Source organism: Actinomadura rupiterrae, from assembly GCF_024172125.1.
In the GTDB taxonomy this organism is placed as follows: Bacteria; Actinomycetota; Actinomycetes; order Streptosporangiales; family Streptosporangiaceae; genus Spirillospora; species Spirillospora rupiterrae.
On the sequence record NZ_JAMZEA010000002.1, the window covers coordinates 298,913 to 315,216 of the forward strand.

A 16,304-nucleotide genomic window follows, 5' to 3' on the forward strand; every position below is an offset into this window, starting at 1 on the left:
AAGCGGGAGGACGCATGGGGCGAGGCCGGCTGCGGATCTACCTCGGGTCCGCGCCAGGGGTGGGCAAGACCTTCGCGATGCTGTCCGAGGGCGCCCGCCGCCAGGCGCGCGGCACCGACGTGGTGGTCGGCTTTGTCGAGACGCACGGACGGCCCCGCACCGCCGAGGCGCTCGACGGGCTGGAGGTCGTGCCCCGCCGGACCGTCGAGTACCGGGGCACGGCCTTCACCGAGCTGGACGTGGACGCCGTCATCGCGCGGCGTCCGGAGGTGGCGCTGGTGGACGAGCTGGCGCACACCAACGTGCCCGGCTCGCGCAACGCCAAGCGCTGGCAGGACGTCCGGGAGATCCTGGACGCCGGGATCGACGTGGTCTCGACCGTGAACGTCCAGCACCTCGACTCGGTGAACGACGTGGTGGAGCAGATCACCGGCGTCCCGCAGCGGGAGACCGTGCCGGACGAGGTGGTCCGCCGCGCCGACCAGATCGAGCTGGTCGACATGACCCCGGACGCGCTGCGCCGCCGGATGGCGCACGGCAACGTCTACGCGCCGGAGAAGATCGACGCCGCGCTCGGCAACTACTTCCGGGTCGGGAACCTGACCGCGCTGCGCGAGCTGGCGCTGCTGTGGCTCGCAGACAAGGTGGACGAGCAGCTCGACAAGTACCGCGCCGACCACGCGATCCGGCGGACGTGGGAGACGCGCGAGCGGGTCGTCGTCGCGCTGACCGGCGGGCCCGAGGGCGACACGCTCGTCCGCCGGGCGGCGCGGATCGCCGCCCGGACCAAGGGCTCGGACCTGCTCGCGGTGCACGTGGCGCGCAGCGACGGCCTCACCGACGCCGACCCCGCGACGCTCGCCCGCCAGCGCGCCCTCGTGGAGAGCCTCGGCGGCAGCTACCACCAGGTCGTCGGGGCGAACGTGCCGGACGCGCTGCTCGACTTCGCGCGCGGCGTGAACGCGACGCAGCTGGTGCTCGGCGCGTCCCGGCGCGGGCGGGTCGCGCAGCTGTTCTCGCGCGGCGTCGGCGTCACGACGACCGCGCAGTCCGGGGCGATCGACGTCCACCTGGTCACGCACGAGGAGGTCAACCAGGGGCGCCGGTGGAAGGCGCTGCGGTCCTCGTGGGGCGTGCCGGCGCGGCGGCGGAACGCGGGGTTCGCGATCGCGGCCGTGCTGTTCCCGCTGCTGACCTTCGCGCTGCTCCGGGCCCGCGGGGAGTTCTCGCTGGCCAGCGACATCCTGCTGTTCCAGGCGGCGGTGATCGGGGTGGCGCTGTTCGGCGGGCTCTGGCCCGCGCTGTTCGCCGCGATCGGCGGGTCGCTGCTGCTCAACTACTACTTCACGCCGCCGGTGCACGAGTTCACCATCAGCGAGCCGGAGAACCTCCTGCAGCTCGTCGTGTACGTCGTCGTCGGCCTGACCGTCTCGACCGTGGTGGACGTGACGGCGCGGCGCGGCCGGGAGGCCGGGCGGGCCCGCGCGGACGCCGAGGTGCTGTCCACGCTCGCCGGGGACATCCTGCGCGGCGCGGACGACGAGGCGCGCCCGCTCCCGGCCATCTTGGAACGGCTCCGTGAGACTTTCGGTCTGACTTCCGTGACGCTGCTGGAGAGGTCGGGGGAGCAGGACGGCCTGGCCGACCCGCGCAGCTGGGGGATCGTCGCGACCGCCGGTGGCGAGCCCTGCACGACGCCCGACGACGGCGAGTCGGACGTCCTGCTGGACGACGGCACGCTCGCGCTCGTCCTGCGCGGGCGGACGCTGCCCGCGAAGGACCGCCGCGTCGTGGAGGCGTTCGCCGCGCAGGCCGCGGTCGCGCTGAGGCAGCAGCGGCTGGCCGAGACCGCTGAACAGGTCCGTCCGCTGGAGGCCGCCGACCGGATGCGGACCGCGCTGCTCAACGCGGTCAGCCACGACCTGCGCACCCCGCTCGCGTCCGCCAAGGCGGCCGTCGAGTCGCTGCGCAGCCCGGACGTGACCTGGTCGATCGAGGACCAGGACGAGCTGGTCGGCACCGCCGCCGAGTCGCTCGACCGGCTGGACCGGCTGGTCGCGAACCTGCTCGACATGAGCCGCCTGCAGGCCGGGTCGCTCGGCATGTCGCCGCAGCCGGTCGCGGCCGAGGACGCCGTCCCGCGCGCGCTGGCCGACCTCGGCGACGTCCCGGTCGACATCAGCGTTCCGCCCGGTCTGCCCGAGCTGCTCGCCGACCCGGCGCTGCTGGAGCGGGTGCTGGTCAACCTGATCTCCAACGCCGTCCGGCACAGCCCGCCGGGCACCCGGGTGCTGGTCACCGCCAGCGCCCTCGGCGACCGGCTCGAACTGCGCGTGGTCGACCGCGGCCCCGGCATCCCGGACGAGGACCGCGACCGGGTCTTCGAGCCGTTCCAGCGGCTCGGCGACCGCGACAACCACACCGGCGTCGGGCTCGGCCTCGCGCTCTCCCGGGGACTGGCCGAGGCGATGGACGGCTCGATCACCATCGAGGAGACGCCGGGCGGCGGCCTGACCATGGTGCTCACCCTGCCCATCGCGCGGACGCACGAGGGGCGGCCCGCGGACGCGTCGGCCGCCGACCCGCTGATGCTGGACCGCGTCGCGTCCTTCCGCGAGGACCTGCGGGATCATTCGAACGAACGGGGGCAACGATGACGCGCGTCCTGGTGGTGGACGACTCGCCGCAGATCCTGGCGACGCTCCGGCTGAACCTGCGCGCCAGGCACTACGAGGTGACCGTGGCGACGGGCGGCGGCCAGGCCCTCACCCAGGCCGCCGACTGGCATCCCGACCTGGTCGTCCTGGACCTCGGCCTGCCCGACCTGGACGGCGTGGAGGTGATCCGCGGGCTGCGCGGCTGGAGCCGCGTCCCGATCATCGTGCTGTCCGGCCGCGCCGGCTCCAAGGACAAGGTCGACGCGCTCGACGCCGGCGCCGACGACTACGTCACCAAGCCCTTCGGCGTGGACGAGCTGCTCGCCCGCATCCGGGCCATCACCCGCCGGGCGCCGCTGGACGAGGACCACCCGTCCGTCCGGCTCGGCGGCCACACGGTCGACCTCGCGCGCAAGACCGTCACCGCCGCCGACGACTCCCGGACGCACCTCACCCCGACCGAGTGGGGCATCCTCGAACTGCTCGTCCGCAACCCCGGCAAGCTCATCCCGCAGCGCCAGCTGCTCGCCGAGGTGTGGGGCCCGAACCATGTCAAGGAGACGCACTACCTCCGCGTCTACCTGGCGTCCCTCCGCCGCAAGCTGGAGACCGACCCGTCCCGGCCCCGGCACCTCATCACCGAGCCCGGCATGGGCTACCGCTTCGAGCCCTGACCGGCTCGGCCCCTGGCCGCTTCCGGCTTCGGCGGGGCGCTGTGAAGGACGTGTCAGGACCGGCGTCCGGCGCGTTCGGAAGCCGTTAAGAACCGCCTCGCGAACCGCCCACCGGGTGCACGATCAGGACGAACCGGCAGAACTGGCCGGTAAGGAGAGTGCACGGTGGAGCTCGGGAGTGACGGTGCCGAAGAGCGGCACCGGCTCGGTGTGGTGGGCGGTCTGGCCGCCCTGTCGCTCGACGCGATGGCCTCGGTGGCGTACGGCCCGGAGGCCGTGGTCCTGGTCCTGGCGCTGGCCGGGGGAGCGGGGATGGGCTTCACCCTCCCCGTCACGCTCACCATCGCCGGGCTGCTGGCGGTCCTGACGGTCTCCTATCGGCAGGTGATCGCGGCGTTCCCCGAGGGCGGCGGCGCGTACGGGGTCGCCAAGCGCTACCTCGGCCGCCGGTCGTCGCTGGTGGCGGCCGCGTCCCTGGTCGTGGACTACGTCCTGAACGTCGCGGTGTCGGTCGCCGCCGGGGTGGCCGCGCTGACGTCGGCCGTCCCGGAACTGCTGCCGTACACGCTGTGGCTGTGCCTGGGCGTCCTCGCCCTGATCACGGCGGTCAACTACCGGGGCATCGCGCACAGCGCCCGGCTGTTCGTCGCGCCGACGGTGGTCTACATCGGCGCGATCCTGGCCGTGGTCGTCGCCGGGCTGTTCCGCGACCACGCGGTGGTGACCGAGCAGACCGTCCACGCGCAGGCGGACGGCCTGAAGACGGTCGGCGTCCTGCTGCTGCTCAAGGCCTTCGCGAACGGCTGCGCCGCGCTGACCGGCGTCGAGGCGATCGCCAACGCCGTCCCGTCGTTCAAGAGGCCGCGCGTGCGGCGCGCGCAGCACGCCGAGCTGGCGCTGGGCGGGCTGCTCGCGGTCATGCTGATCGGCATCGCGGTGCTGATCGAGCGGTTCTCCATCCGCCCGGTCGAGGGCGTGACCGTGCTGTCGCAGGTCACCGAGGCGGCGCTCGGCCACGGCCTGATGTTCTACGTGGTGCAGTCCGCGACCGTCGTGCTGCTCGCGCTCGCCGCCAACACCTCGTTCGGCGGGCTGCCCGTCCTGGCCCGGCTGCTCGCAGCCGACAACAACCTCCCGCACCTGTTCGCGCTACGCGCCCAGCGGCAGGTGCACCGGTACGGCATCGGCTTCCTCGCCGCCACCTCGGCCGCGCTGCTGGTCGCGGCGGACGGCGACATGAACACGCTCGTCCCGCTGTTCGCGATCGGGGTGTTCGTCGGGTTCACCCTGTCCCAGGCCGGGATGGTGCGGCACTGGTGGCACGACCGCCCGCGCGGCTGGCAGGGCAGGCTGGCCCTGAACGGGTTCGGCGCGCTGCTCACCGGCGTCGCCGCCGTGGTGGTCGCCGCGACCAAGTTCCTGGAGGGCGGCTGGCTGGTGCTGGTCATGCTGCCCGTCCTGGTGCTGGTCATGGAGCGCGTCCACCGGGCCTACGACCGGATCGGCGAGCGCCTCGGGCTCGGCCGCGTGCCGGCCCCGCCGCGGCCCGGCCGCGCGCTGGTCGTCGTGCCCGTGGCCGGGGTCAGCACCCTGACGCGGCAGGCGCTCGCCGCCGCGCTGAGCCTCGGTGACCGGGTGGTCGCGGTCCGGGTCGTCCACCCCGGGGAGGAGGACGACCGCGCCCGGTTCGTGGCGGAGTGGGAGCGCTGGAACCCGGACGTGGAGCTGGTCGTGATCTCCGACGCGCGCCGCCGGCTGGTCGAGCCGATCGTGGCGTACGTCCGCGGCGTCCCCGAGTCCCAGGTCTTCGTGCTGATCCCCGAGGTCGAACCCGAGCACGTCTGGGAGCGGGTGCTCCAGAACCAGCGCGGCGCCGTCCTCGCGCACGCGCTGCGCCGCGACACCGACAGCGTCATCTGCCGCATGCGCTTCCGTGTCGCCCCCCTGCCCGGACGGACGGGCCGCGCGGCCCAGCCTGTGCACTGAGGAGGAACGATGGTCGTCGAAGGCGCGGCGCCGGCCCTGGGCGGGCCACGCGGCCTACCGCGACCGCGCCCGCTGAGTTCGCCGGGTTTCTCCGGAACGACCTGCTGATACCGTCCTTGGAGGGGTGCCGGGAAGTCTGGTCGGCGTGTTTCAGCATGTCCGCCGCCAGGGACCGGAGGCTTCACCCGAATGCGCAGCGTCGAGATCGTCCTGGGGCTGGTCGTGCTCGCCACGGTGGTGGCGGTCAGCGCCCGGCGGCTGCGCGTGCCCGCGCCGTCCCTGCTGGTGGTGGCGGGCATCCTGGTCGGGCTCGTGCCGGGGGTGCCGGCCGTCCGGGTGCCGCCGGAGATCGTGAGCCTGGTCGTCCTGCCGCCGCTGGTGTACGCGGCGGGCGAGGAGATGTCGTGGCGGATGCTGCGCGCGGTGTGGCGGCCGGTCGCGCTGCTCGCGGTGGGGCTGGTGCTCGCGTCCGCCGCGGCGGTCGGCGCGGTCGCGGCGGCCGTGACCGGGATGTCCTGGACGATGGCGCTGCTGCTCGGAACCGTGCTGGCCAGCACCGACCCGGTCGCGGTGGCGGCGCTCGGACGGCGGCTGTCGCTGCCGCCGCGGGTCCAGACGCTCGTCCAGGCCGAGAGCCTGTTCAACGACGCGACCTCGCTGCTGCTCTACAAGCTGGCCGTCGCGGCGGCGGTCGCCGGGTCGTTCTCCGCCGGGCACGCCGCGGGGGAGTTCGCGCTGCTCGCGGGCGGGGGCGTGGCGGCGGGCGCGGTGGCCGCGACGGTGGTCTCGCTGGTCCGGCGCCGCACCGAGGACCCGGTGCTGGAGACGGTGATCGCGCTGATCACCCCGTACGCCGCGTACGTCCTGGCCGAGTCCGTGCACGCCTCGGGGGTGACGGCCGTGGTCGTCGCGGCGGTGGTGCTCGGGCGCAAGGCCCCGGCGCTCACCAACGCCGGCATCCGGCTCCAGCTCGAAGCGGTCTGGGGGACGGTCGTCTTCCTGCTGGAGTCGGTCGTGTTCAGCCTGATCGGGCTGGAGCTGCCGACGCTCGTCCGGGAGCTGCACGGGTCCTACCTGGTGCCGGCCGCGCTGGTCGCGGCGACGCTGGTGGCCGTCCGGGTGGCGTGGGTGTTCCCGCTGTCGGCGCTCGCGGCGTGGCGCGGCGGGCGCCGGCCGTCCTGGGAGGTCCCGGCCGTGGTGTCGTGGGCGGGCGCGCGCGGCGTGGTGCCGCTGGCCGCGGCCCTCGCGATCCCGCTGACCGCGGACGCGGGCGGCCCGCTCGGCGACCGGGACCTGGTGGTCGTGCTCGCCACCTGCGTCATCGCGATCTCCCTGGTCGTCCAGGGGTTCACGCTCGCGCCGCTGGTGCGGGCGGCGGGGCTGGTCGTCCCGGCGGCGCACGGCCGGCGCGAGTTCGCGCTGGCCCGGCTGCGGCTCGCGCAGGCCGCGCGCGCCCGGCTGGAGGAGCTCGCCGACCTGGAGGCCGCGCCGCAGGTGGTGATCGAGCGGCTCCGGGTCGGCGTCCAGGACCGGATCGAGCGCGGCGAGCTGCGGCTGGACGGCGACGCCGAGATCGACGGCGTGCTGGCCGACTACCGCCGGTTGCGCCGGGACCTGATCGCCGCCGAGACCGCCGAGCTGCACCGGCTGCACGACAGCGGGGAGATCGGCGAGGGCACCGTCCGGGAGGTGCAGCGCCTGCTCGACCTGGAGGACTCCGCGCTCGACCGCCCGGTCTGATCGCGGATCGCCGGGATCGGTGGGGCGGACGGGGGTAGGAGCCGGAGGTGCTGGATACTTCCCCGGTTGGCCGATCGCGTTGAAGGAGGCGGACCGATGACCGGGACCGACGCCGGGGCCCCGGTGGCCGTGAGGGGGACCGCGCCGCCGCGCGGGTGGCGGGGCTGGCTGCTGGAGGGCCTGACCGAGCGCACCGCCCAGCACCCCGGCCCGCACGGGACGCTGCCCGAGGAGCACCAGGGCCACTCGTGGTGGCGGGTCATGTGCCTGACCGGCGTGGACTACTTCTCCACGCTGGGGTACCAGCCCGGCATCGCCGCGCTCGCCGCCGGGCTGCTGTCGCCGCTGGCCACGCTGGTGCTGGTCGCGCTGACCCTGTTCGGCGCGCTGCCGGTGTACCGGCGGGTGGCGAAGGAGTCGCCGCACGGCGAGGGCTCGATCGCGATGCTGGAGCGGCTGCTGCCGTGGTGGGCCGGGAAGGTCTTCGTGCTGGTGCTGCTCGGCTTCGCCTGCACCGACTTCATGATCACGATGACGCTGTCCGCGGCGGACGCGTCGGCGCACGCGGTGGCCAACCCGCTCGCGCCGTCCGTCCTGCACGGCCAGAGCATGTGGATCACGCTGGTGCTGCTGGCCGCGCTCGGCGCGGTGTTCCTCAAGGGCTTCAAGGAGGCCATCGGGATCGCGGTCGTGCTCGTGGTGGTCTACCTGGGGCTGAACCTGGTCGTGGTCGCGACGGCGGTCGGGCACGTGCTGACCCACCCGGTGAAGGTCGGCGACTGGTGGGACGCGGCGCGCGCCGCGCACTCCTCGCCGCTCGCGATGGTCGGCGTCGCGCTGCTGGTGTTCCCGAAGCTGGCGCTCGGCATGTCCGGGTTCGAGACGGGCGTCGCGGTGATGCCGCAGGTCCGCGGGGACGCCACCGACACCTACGCCAAGCCCGCCGGGCGCATCCGGGGCACCCGGCGGCTGCTCACCACGGCCGCGCTGATCATGAGCGTGTTCCTCATCCTGTCCAGCTTCGCGACGACCGTGCTGATCCCGGCGGACGCCTTCAAGGCGGGCGGCCCGGCGAACGGCCGCGCGCTCGCCTACATCGCGCACGAGTACCTCGGCAGCGCGTTCGGGACGGTCTACGACGTCTCCACGATCGCGATCCTGTGGTTCGCGGGCGCGTCGGCCATGGCCGGGCTGCTCAACCTCGTCCCGCGCTACCTGCCCCGGTACGGGATGGCGCCGGACTGGGCGCGGGCCGTCCGGCCGCTGACGCTGGTGTTCATGGCCGTCGCCTTCCTGGTGACCTGGCTGTTCGACGCGGACGTGGACAAGCAGGGCGGCGCGTACGCGACCGGCGTGCTGGTGCTGATGCTGTCGGCGTCGTTCGCCGCGACCGTGGCGGCCTGGCGCCGCGGGCACCGCGCCGCCGGCGTCGGGTTCGGCCTGATCACCGCGGTGTTCGGCTACACGCTGGCCGCGAACGTGGTGGAGCGGCCGGACGGCATCAAGATCGCCTCGCTGTTCATCGCGGGCATCCTGGTCACCTCGTTCGCGTCCCGGGTGCACCGCGCGTTCGAGCTGCGCACCGGCACCGTCACGCTGGACGCCGAGGCCGAGCACATCGTGGACGTCGCGGCCGCGTTCGGCCCGCTGCGGATCATCGCCAACGAGCCGCAGGCCCGCGACCGCGAGGAGTACGCGCTGAAGGAGTGCGCGCAGCGGGACGACATCCCGCTCCCGGAGGACGGGCACCTGCTGTTCCTGGAGGTCACGGTGTCCGACTCGTCCGAGTTCATGGCGGACCTGACCGTGCACGGCGAGGTGCTGCACGGGTACCGGGTGCTGCGCGTGACCGGCCCGGTCGTGCCGAACACGATCGCCGCGGTGCTGCTGGCGCTGCGCGAGCGGACCGGCACCCCGCCGAACGTCTACTTCAACTGGACCGAGGGGCACCCGCTCGGCCACCTGATCCGGTTCCTGATCTTCGGGGACGGCGAGGTCGCGCCGGTCACCCGCGAGGTGCTGCGCCGGGCCGACTCCGACCCGGCCCGGCGCCCCCGCGTCCACGTCTCCTGACCTGCGCCTCGGCGCTCCTCGGCCGCTGGGGGTTGTGGCTGAGTGGGTGCTCACTCATACTGGGTGAGTACTCACTCAGCGATCCCGGGGGGAGGCGGTCATGAACGGCACGGCCACGCACACGCAGAGCGGAACGCCCGGCGCGTCCCGGTTCCCGCGCCCTGCCGAGGTCCTCTCCGGCCTGCGGACGTTCTGGACGCACGGCCGCCGGGCCGAGCGCATCTGCTACGCGGTCGGGGCGCTGCTGATCGCGTCCGGGGTCGTCCACCTGGCCGTCTACGCGGTGGACGGCGGGCCGTGGACGGGACCGGTGTCCTGGCGCAAGCCGATCACCTTCGGGCTGTCGTTCGGGCTGACCGTGATCTCGCTGACCTGGGTCACCTCGTTCGTCCGGCTCGGCGACCGGGCGCGGGCCGCGCTGCTCGGCGTGTTCGGCGCGGCGTCCGTGCTGGAGGTCGCGCTGATCACCGTCCAGCGGTGGCGCGGCGTCCCGTCCCACCTGAACATGGAGGACGGCCTGGACAGCGCCATCTCCCGCGTCCTCGCGGCGGGCGGCGGCGTCATCGTCCTCACGGTCGCCCTCCTGACCATCGCCGCCTTCCGCACCCCGGCGCGCTCCGACACCGCTTCCGCCGCCGGCACGGGCGTGGGCGCTTCGGAGCGGCCCGCGGGGGCCGGGACGGCGAGCATGCGGCTGGCGCTGCGGGTCGGGTTCGGGGCGCTGATGCTGTCGATGCTGGCCGGGGCGGCGATGATCGCGCGCGGGGTCGTGCTCGTCCAGCAGGGGCACCAGCAGGCGGCGTACCACGCGATCGGCGCGTTGAAGCCCGCGCACGCCGTCCTCATGCACGCCGTGCTGGTGCTGCCCGCGCTGGCCTGGCTGCTGAGCCTGACCGGGCTCCCCGAGGCCCGCCGCTTCCGGGTCGTCGCAGGCGTGTCGCTCGGCTACGCGCTGAGCGCGACCGCCGTCACCGTGGTCTCGCTGATCGACTTCATCCCCTGAACGCGGCGGCTCAGCGCGCGGAGGCGGCCTTCCAGCGCGTCCAGGGGAGTTGCCAGTAGCCGTAGCCGTTGTTCCAGGCCAGTGGACGGCTCGTCCCCGTGACGAGCACGACGTCGCCGCGCACCGACCGGCCGTAGAACCACCGCGCGAAGTCCGGGGACGCGTTGACGCACCCGTGGCTGACGTTCTCGTGCCCCTGCGACGCCACCGACCAGGGCGCGGAGTGGACGTACTCGCCGCTCGCCGAGATCTGCACCGCGTACCGCACCCGCATCTTGTAGTAGCGCGGGTCCTCCGGGTTCGTGACGCCCATCCACGCGGACGACATGACCACTGGGTCGCCCTTGCCCATCACCAGGTGGACGCCGCTGGTGGTGGTGTAGGCGCGCCGCCCGCCGCGGCCCGCGCTGATCGGCGTCCGCCGGACGACGCGGCCGTCCTCGCTGACGCTCATCCGGTGCGCGCGGGTGTCGACGATGCTGACCCGCGCCCGTCCCACCCGGAAGGTCCGGGTCACGTTCCCCTCGCCGGACACCCCGGACGCGTCGCGGAGCCCGGACGTCCGCGCGTCCAGCGTGATCCGCTCGCCGCTCGGCCAGAACCGCCGCGGCCGGAACACCGCCTGCCGCGGCGACGGCCAGAACCACCCGCCGGGGACGGCCCGCGACATCCTCACCCGCAGCGCGCGCTCGACCTTCGCGCGGGACGACACCGCGCGGCTGAACGTCACGATGATCGGCATCCCGACGCCGACCACCTCGCCCTCGCGGGGTGTCACGGCCGCGACCCGGAAGGTCGCGGCGCGCATCTCCTTCAGGTCCGGCGTGGACGGCGTGGAGCCGTCGCCGGTGGGCGCGGCGGCGGGCGTGGCGACCGAGCCGGCGGGGCCGGGGCCGCCGCCGCACCCGCCCAGGGCGAGCAGGGGGACGGCGAGCGCGGCGACCGTCCGGACCGGGACGGCCAGGGCATGGCGGTAAGGCATGCGAACCTCGGGACGACGGCGGACCTCCGGTGACCATCGGGTCACGGAAAGCGATGACCCTCGGGAAAATAGAGGTTGATCGGAACCTGGACGCCGTGGCCGACCGAAGTGCGATGTCTCGATTGGGTGACGGCCCCCGGCCCAGGTCCCGGCCCAGGCCCCGGTCTCGGCCCCGTGCCGCCCCCGGTGGACAGTCCGGAAACGCCGGACGCCGCGCCGTCCCGAGATCGGAACGACGCGGCGTCGGGTGCCCGTGCGGATCAGCCCGCGAATGGGATGCCCGGCACGATGCCAGGCGCCGGAGCCGGGGCCGGGGCCGGGGCCTGGGACGCCTCGCCGGCGGCAGCGGCAGCGGCCTGGCGGGCGGCGGCGCGCGCCCGGGACTGCTTGCCGACCCGGATCGTCCAGGTGACGAGCGCGGCGACGACGGCCATCGGCATCACGGTACTCATCAGGACCATGACGCCGGTCGGCAGCATGTAGGTGAGCGGGATCCGGACGATGGCCTCGGCGAGGAACGCCACGCCCCACACGGCGGTCGTCTTGTACTGGGTGCGGCGGAAGTCCGGGTACTGCCAGAGGCCGTTCCACCAGGCGAGGCGCTCGGGCGAGCCGTCCGTGGCGAACTTGCGGCCGAGGTAGAACATCAGCGGCTTGGGCATGGCAAGGCTGCCCAGGTAGGTGAGGCCGAGCAGGCCGGTGATCGCCGAGTCCTTGATGAAGAACAGCTCGGTGGTGTTGTAGGCGACCGCGCTGAGCGCCCCGAGGAGCATCAGGATCAGCATCATCACGCCGAACTCGTCCACCCGGCGCTTGATCGCGAGGTAGGCGACGGTGTCCGCGGCGGGCCAGAGGGAGATGAGCAGCAGCGCGTTCACCTGGCTCACGCCGTGCGAGGTCAGCAGCGAGTAGCTGACGAACGGCAGGACCACGTTGAACACGATGGCCGGAACGATGTTCTTGATTGGCGAGCCGCCCTGTCTGGCCCCTGCCATGATCAACTCCAGTTGTGTCGGATACACTCACGATCGTGAGCCGGAGCGTAACAGCACGGAGTACGCAGGTAAATGTGTCGAGGGGCACGCATGTGAACCTTGTCCCGTTCTTGTTCGGGCTGGCGGGCACCGAGTCGATGCCCGGAGTCGCGCTCGTCCGCCTCCTGGGCGAGGTCGGCGTGGGTGAGGCGGCCGCGCGGTCGCTGCTCGCCCGCATGCGCAGGAACGGCTACCTGGCCACCGAGCGCCGCGGCAAGGGAGCGGTTTACAGCCTCAGCGGCAGCTTCCTCGCGGCCTTCCGGCGGGCGCGGGACGGCGGGTTCAAGCGTCCGCAGCCCTGGGACGGCTGGTTCCACGCGGTCTTCTACACCGTCCCGGAGGACCGGCGCGCCTTCCGCGACAAGCTGCGCCGCGCCGCGAGCCTCGCCGGGTACGGGCAGATGCAGCCCGGCGTGCTGATCGCGATCGGCGACAACCGGGACCGCCTGGACGAGGAGCTGGGCGGCACGCCGCCCGCCGCGACCGTCCGGTACGGGCGGATCGCGCTGGAGACCGCCGACGCCGCCGAGATCGCCCGCCGCGCCTGGGAGCTGGACGAGCTGGCCGCCCGCTACCGCGAGCACACCGCCCGGCTCGCGTCCGCCCTCGCCGAGGGCGCGCCGGAGACCGTGACGATCCGCGAGTACGTGGACCTGTTCGGGACGGCCCTCACCGACACCCTCCGCACCCCGGCGCTTCCGCCGGAGCTGCTGCCGCCCGACTGGCCGCTCCCCGCCCTCTTCCAGACGGTCGGCCAGGTGTTCGCGCGGCTCGGCCCGCAGGTCGGGGCCGATGCGCGGCAGATCATGGCCGAAGCGGAGCGCGGCTGACCGCTTTGGTAAATTCCGCCCGAGGGGGTGGCTGCCATGGGGAGGCGGGGCGAGCTCCGCATCTACCTGGGCGCCGCGCCCGGGGTCGGCAAGACGTACGCGATGCTCGGCGAGGCCCGGCGGCGCGCCGCGCGCGGCGCGGACGTCGTGGTCGGCTACGTCGAGACGCACGGCCGCGCGCGCACCGCCGAGCAGATCGGCGACCTGGAGACCGTCCCGCGCCGCACGCTGGTGCACCGCGACCGCGAGTTCACCGAGCTGGACGTCGACGCCGTGCTGGCGCGCGCGCCCCGGATCGTCCTGGTGGACGAGCTGGCCCACACCAACGTGCCCGGCTCGCGCAACCCCAAGCGCTGGCAGGACGTCGAGGAGATCCTGGACGCCGGCATCGACGTGATCTCCACGCTGAACGTCCAGCACCTGGAGTCGATGAACGACGTCGTGGAGCGGATCACCGGTGCGCGGCAGCGCGAGACCGTCCCGGACGAGGTGGTCCGCCGCGCCGCGCAGGTCGAGCTGATCGACATGACGCCGGAGGCGCTGCGCCGCCGGATGGCGCACGGCAACGTCTACCCGCCGGAGAAGATCGACGCCGCGCTCGCCAACTACTTCCGGCCCGGCAACCTGACCGCGCTGCGCGAGCTGGCGCTGCTGTGGCTGGCCGACAAGGTGGACGAGGCGCTGGAGCGGTACCGCGACCAGCACGGCATCACCGAGCCGTGGGAGGCCCGCGAGCGGATCGTGGTCGGCCTCACCGGCGGCCCGGAGGGCGACACGCTGATCCGCCGCGCGGCCCGGATCGCCGCCCGCGCCGGACGCGCCGACCTGCTCGCCGTGCACGTCTCGCGCGCGGACGGGCTGGCGTCCGGGACGTCCGCGCACGACCTGGCCCGGCAGCGCGCGCTGGTCGAGGGGCTCGGCGGCAGCTACCACCAGGTCCTCGGCGACGACCCGGCCAAGGCGCTGCTGGAGTTCACCCGCGGCGTGAACGCGACGCAGCTGGTGCTCGGGACCAGCCGCCGCCGGGGCTGGCAGTACGTGCTCGGGCCGGGCGTCGGCGCGACGGCCGCGCGCGAGTCGTCCGACATCGACGTCCACCTGGTCACCCACGAGCATGCCGGGAAGGGCCGCGGGCTGGTCAGCCTCGCGGGCAGCGCGCTCAGCGTCCGCCGCCGGATCGCCGGATGGGTGCTGGCGCTGCTCGGGCCGCCCGCCCTGGTCGTCCTGCTGGACGGCGCGGAGCCGCCCGGCCTCACCACCGACCTGATGCTGTTCCTGGCGCTGACCGTCCTGGTCGCGCTCACCGGCGGGCTGTGGCCCGCGATCCTCGCCGCCGTGCTGGGGTTCCTGGCCGTGAACTGGTACTTCACGCCGCCGCTGCACACGCTGACCATCGCCGAGCCGCGCAACGCGCTCGGCCTGCTGGTGTTCGTCGCGGTCGGCGTCGCGGTGTCCTCGGTGGTGGACCTCGCCGCCCGCCGCACCCGGCAGGCCGCGCGCAGCGGCGCGGAGGCCGAGACGCTGAGCCTGCTCGCCACGTCCGTGCTGCGCGGCGAGAACGCGCTGCCCGCGCTGCTGGACCGCGTCCGCGAGACGTTCGGCGTCCGCGCGGTCGCGCTGCTGGAGCACACCCCGGAGGACGGCTGGCGTCCGCGCGGCGCGGTCGGCGCCGACCCGGCGTCCGACCCGGACGGCGCCGAGGCCACGGCGGAGGTCGCGGGCGGTGCGGTGCTGGCGCTGTCGGGACGGGTGCTGCCCGCGTCCGACCGGCGCGTCCTGTCGGCGTTCGCCTCGCAGGCCGGGGCCGTCCTGGAGTGGCGGCGGCTGGCCGAGGAGGCGGCCCGCGCGCGGCGGCTGGAGGAGGGCGACGAGATCCGCACCGCGCTGCTCGCGGCGGTCTCGCACGACCTGCGCACCCCGCTCGCGTCGATCAAGGCCGGGGTGAGCAGCCTGCGCGCCACCGACGTCCAGTGGGACCCCGAGGACGAGGCGGAACTCCTCGAATCGGTCGAGGAGTCCGCCGACCGGCTGGACGGCCTGATCGGCAACCTGCTCGACATGAGCCGGCTCCAGACCGGCGTGGTGACGCCGCTGGTCCGCCCGGTAGCGCTGGACGAGGTGCTGCCGCGCGCGCTGCTGAACGTCCCGCCGGACCTGGTCCGGCTCGACGTCCCCGAGACGCTGCCGCCGGTCGCCGCCGACCCGGGGCTGCTGGAGCGGGCGCTGGCGAACGTGGTCGAGAACGCCGTCCGGCACGGCCGCGGCGAGCCCGTCCTGGTCACGGCGGGGGAGCTGCGCTTCGGCCGCGAGCCCGACCGGGTGGACCTGCGCGTCGTGGACCGCGGCCCCGGCGTCCCGGACGCGGTGAAGGAGCGGATGTTCGCGCCGTTCCAGCGGCTCGGCGACGCGCCGAAGGGCAGCGGCGTCGGGCTCGGCCTCGCCGTCGCGCGCGGCTTCGTCGCCGCGATGGGCGGCACCCTCACCCCCGAGGACACCCCCGGCGGCGGCCTCACGATGGTCTTCGGCCTCCCCCTCGCGCGGTCCGCGGCGCCGGTGCGCGAAGATCGTCAGCAGGACGGGCGGGAGGACGGGACGTGACACGGGTACTCGTCGTGGACGACGAGCCGCAGATCGTGCGGGCGCTGCGGATCAACCTGAAGGCGCGCGGCTACGAGGTGGACGCCGCGCCGGACGGCCGCGCCGCGCTCGACCTCGCCGCGCGCCGGCACCCGGACGTGATCCTGCTCGACCTCGGCCTGCCCGACATGGACGGCACCGAGGTGATCAAGGGCCTGCGCGGCTGGCTGACCGTCCCGATCATCGTGCTGTCCGCCCGGCAGGAGTCCGACGACAAGGTGGAGGCCCTGGACGCCGGGGCCGACGACTACGTCACCAAGCCGTTCGGGATGGCCGAGCTGCTGGCCCGCCTACGCGCCGCCGTCCGCCGGTCCGCGCCGGTCGAGGAGGCCGCGGTCGTCCAGACCGAGGCGTTCAGCGTGGACCTGGCCGCCAAGCGGGTCGAGCGGAACGGCGCCGACGTCCGGCTCACCCCGACCGAGTGGCACATCCTGGAGCTGCTCGTCCGCAACGCCGGACGGCTCGTCAGCCAGCAGCAGCTCCTCCAGGAGGTGTGGGGGCCGAGCTACGCGAAGGAGACCAACTACCTGCGCGTCTACATGGCCCAGCTGCGCCGCAAGCTGGAGGACGACCCGTCCCGCCCGAAGCACCTGATCACCGCCCCCGGCATCGGCTACCGCTTCGAGGCATGAGCCCTGCCGTCCCTTCCGGCTTGGGGTAGCAGGGGTTATCGGGGCGTACCGGGCCG

General features: G+C 74.2%; 11 protein-coding genes. 9 read left to right on the forward strand and 2 right to left on the reverse strand.

All coding sequences use genetic code 11. The features are described from left to right. Positions 1-14 precede the first annotated feature (14 nt). The 6 genes from FHU30_RS05880 to FHU30_RS05905 all read left to right on the forward strand — a co-directional run bounded on the left by FHU30_RS05880 (position 15) and on the right by FHU30_RS05905 (position 10,133). On the forward strand, positions 15-2,657 hold the full coding sequence (locus FHU30_RS05880) for a sensor histidine kinase (RefSeq protein WP_253872579.1): 2,643 nt from the start codon (positions 15-17) through the stop codon (positions 2,655-2,657). Then, on the forward strand, positions 2,654-3,331 hold the full coding sequence (locus FHU30_RS05885; protein WP_253872582.1) for a response regulator: 678 nt from the start codon (positions 2,654-2,656) through the stop codon (positions 3,329-3,331). The genes FHU30_RS05880 and FHU30_RS05885 overlap by 4 nt, the downstream gene beginning before the upstream one ends. Before the next feature lie 165 nt (positions 3,332-3,496). After that, on the forward strand, positions 3,497-5,317 hold the full coding sequence (locus tag FHU30_RS05890) for an APC family permease (protein ID WP_253872584.1): 1,821 nt from the start codon (positions 3,497-3,499) through the stop codon (positions 5,315-5,317). A gap of 189 nt (positions 5,318-5,506) precedes the next feature. Beyond that, on the forward strand, positions 5,507-7,057 hold the full coding sequence (locus FHU30_RS05895) for a Na+/H+ antiporter (protein ID WP_253872587.1): 1,551 nt from the start codon (positions 5,507-5,509) through the stop codon (positions 7,055-7,057). Positions 7,058-7,153: 96 nt separating this feature from the next. Then, entirely contained in the window at positions 7,154-9,130 is a 1,977-nt protein-coding gene (locus tag FHU30_RS05900; protein WP_253872589.1) for an APC family permease, read from the forward strand. Positions 9,131-9,230: 100 nt separating this feature from the next. Next, positions 9,231-10,133, forward strand: coding sequence for a hypothetical protein (locus tag FHU30_RS05905; RefSeq protein ID WP_253872591.1), 903 nt, complete (start codon positions 9,231-9,233; stop codon positions 10,131-10,133). A gap of 10 nt (positions 10,134-10,143) precedes the next feature. On the opposite strand, the gene FHU30_RS05910 is transcribed toward FHU30_RS05905, so the two are convergent. Further along, positions 10,144-11,115 (reverse strand): L,D-transpeptidase, encoded by a 972-nt coding sequence (locus FHU30_RS05910; RefSeq protein ID WP_253872594.1) that lies wholly within the window; start codon positions 11,113-11,115, stop codon positions 10,144-10,146. A 260-nt stretch (positions 11,116-11,375) separates the two neighbouring features. Beyond that, positions 11,376-12,110 carry a VC0807 family protein gene (locus FHU30_RS05915; protein ID WP_253872597.1) on the reverse strand — a complete coding sequence of 245 codons (735 nt, stop codon included), beginning with the start codon at positions 12,108-12,110 and terminating at the stop codon, positions 11,376-11,378. Positions 12,111-12,202: 92 nt separating this feature from the next. On the opposite strand from FHU30_RS05915, the gene FHU30_RS05920 reads away from it, so the two are divergent. Genes FHU30_RS05920 through FHU30_RS05930 form a run of 3 tightly spaced genes read left to right on the forward strand, consistent with a single transcriptional unit; the run spans position 12,203 to position 16,248 of the window. After that, complete coding sequence (locus tag FHU30_RS05920; protein ID WP_253872600.1) at positions 12,203-12,979, forward strand: PaaX family transcriptional regulator C-terminal domain-containing protein; 777 nt, start codon at positions 12,203-12,205, stop codon at positions 12,977-12,979. Between the two features lie 36 nt (positions 12,980-13,015). Beyond that, complete coding sequence (locus FHU30_RS05925) at positions 13,016-15,577, forward strand: sensor histidine kinase (RefSeq protein ID WP_253872604.1); 2,562 nt, start codon at positions 13,016-13,018, stop codon at positions 15,575-15,577. Next, positions 15,574-16,248, forward strand: coding sequence for a response regulator (locus FHU30_RS05930; RefSeq protein WP_253872607.1), 675 nt, complete (start codon positions 15,574-15,576; stop codon positions 16,246-16,248). Before FHU30_RS05925 ends, FHU30_RS05930 begins: the two co-directional genes overlap by 4 nt. Positions 16,249-16,304 lie beyond the last annotated feature (56 nt).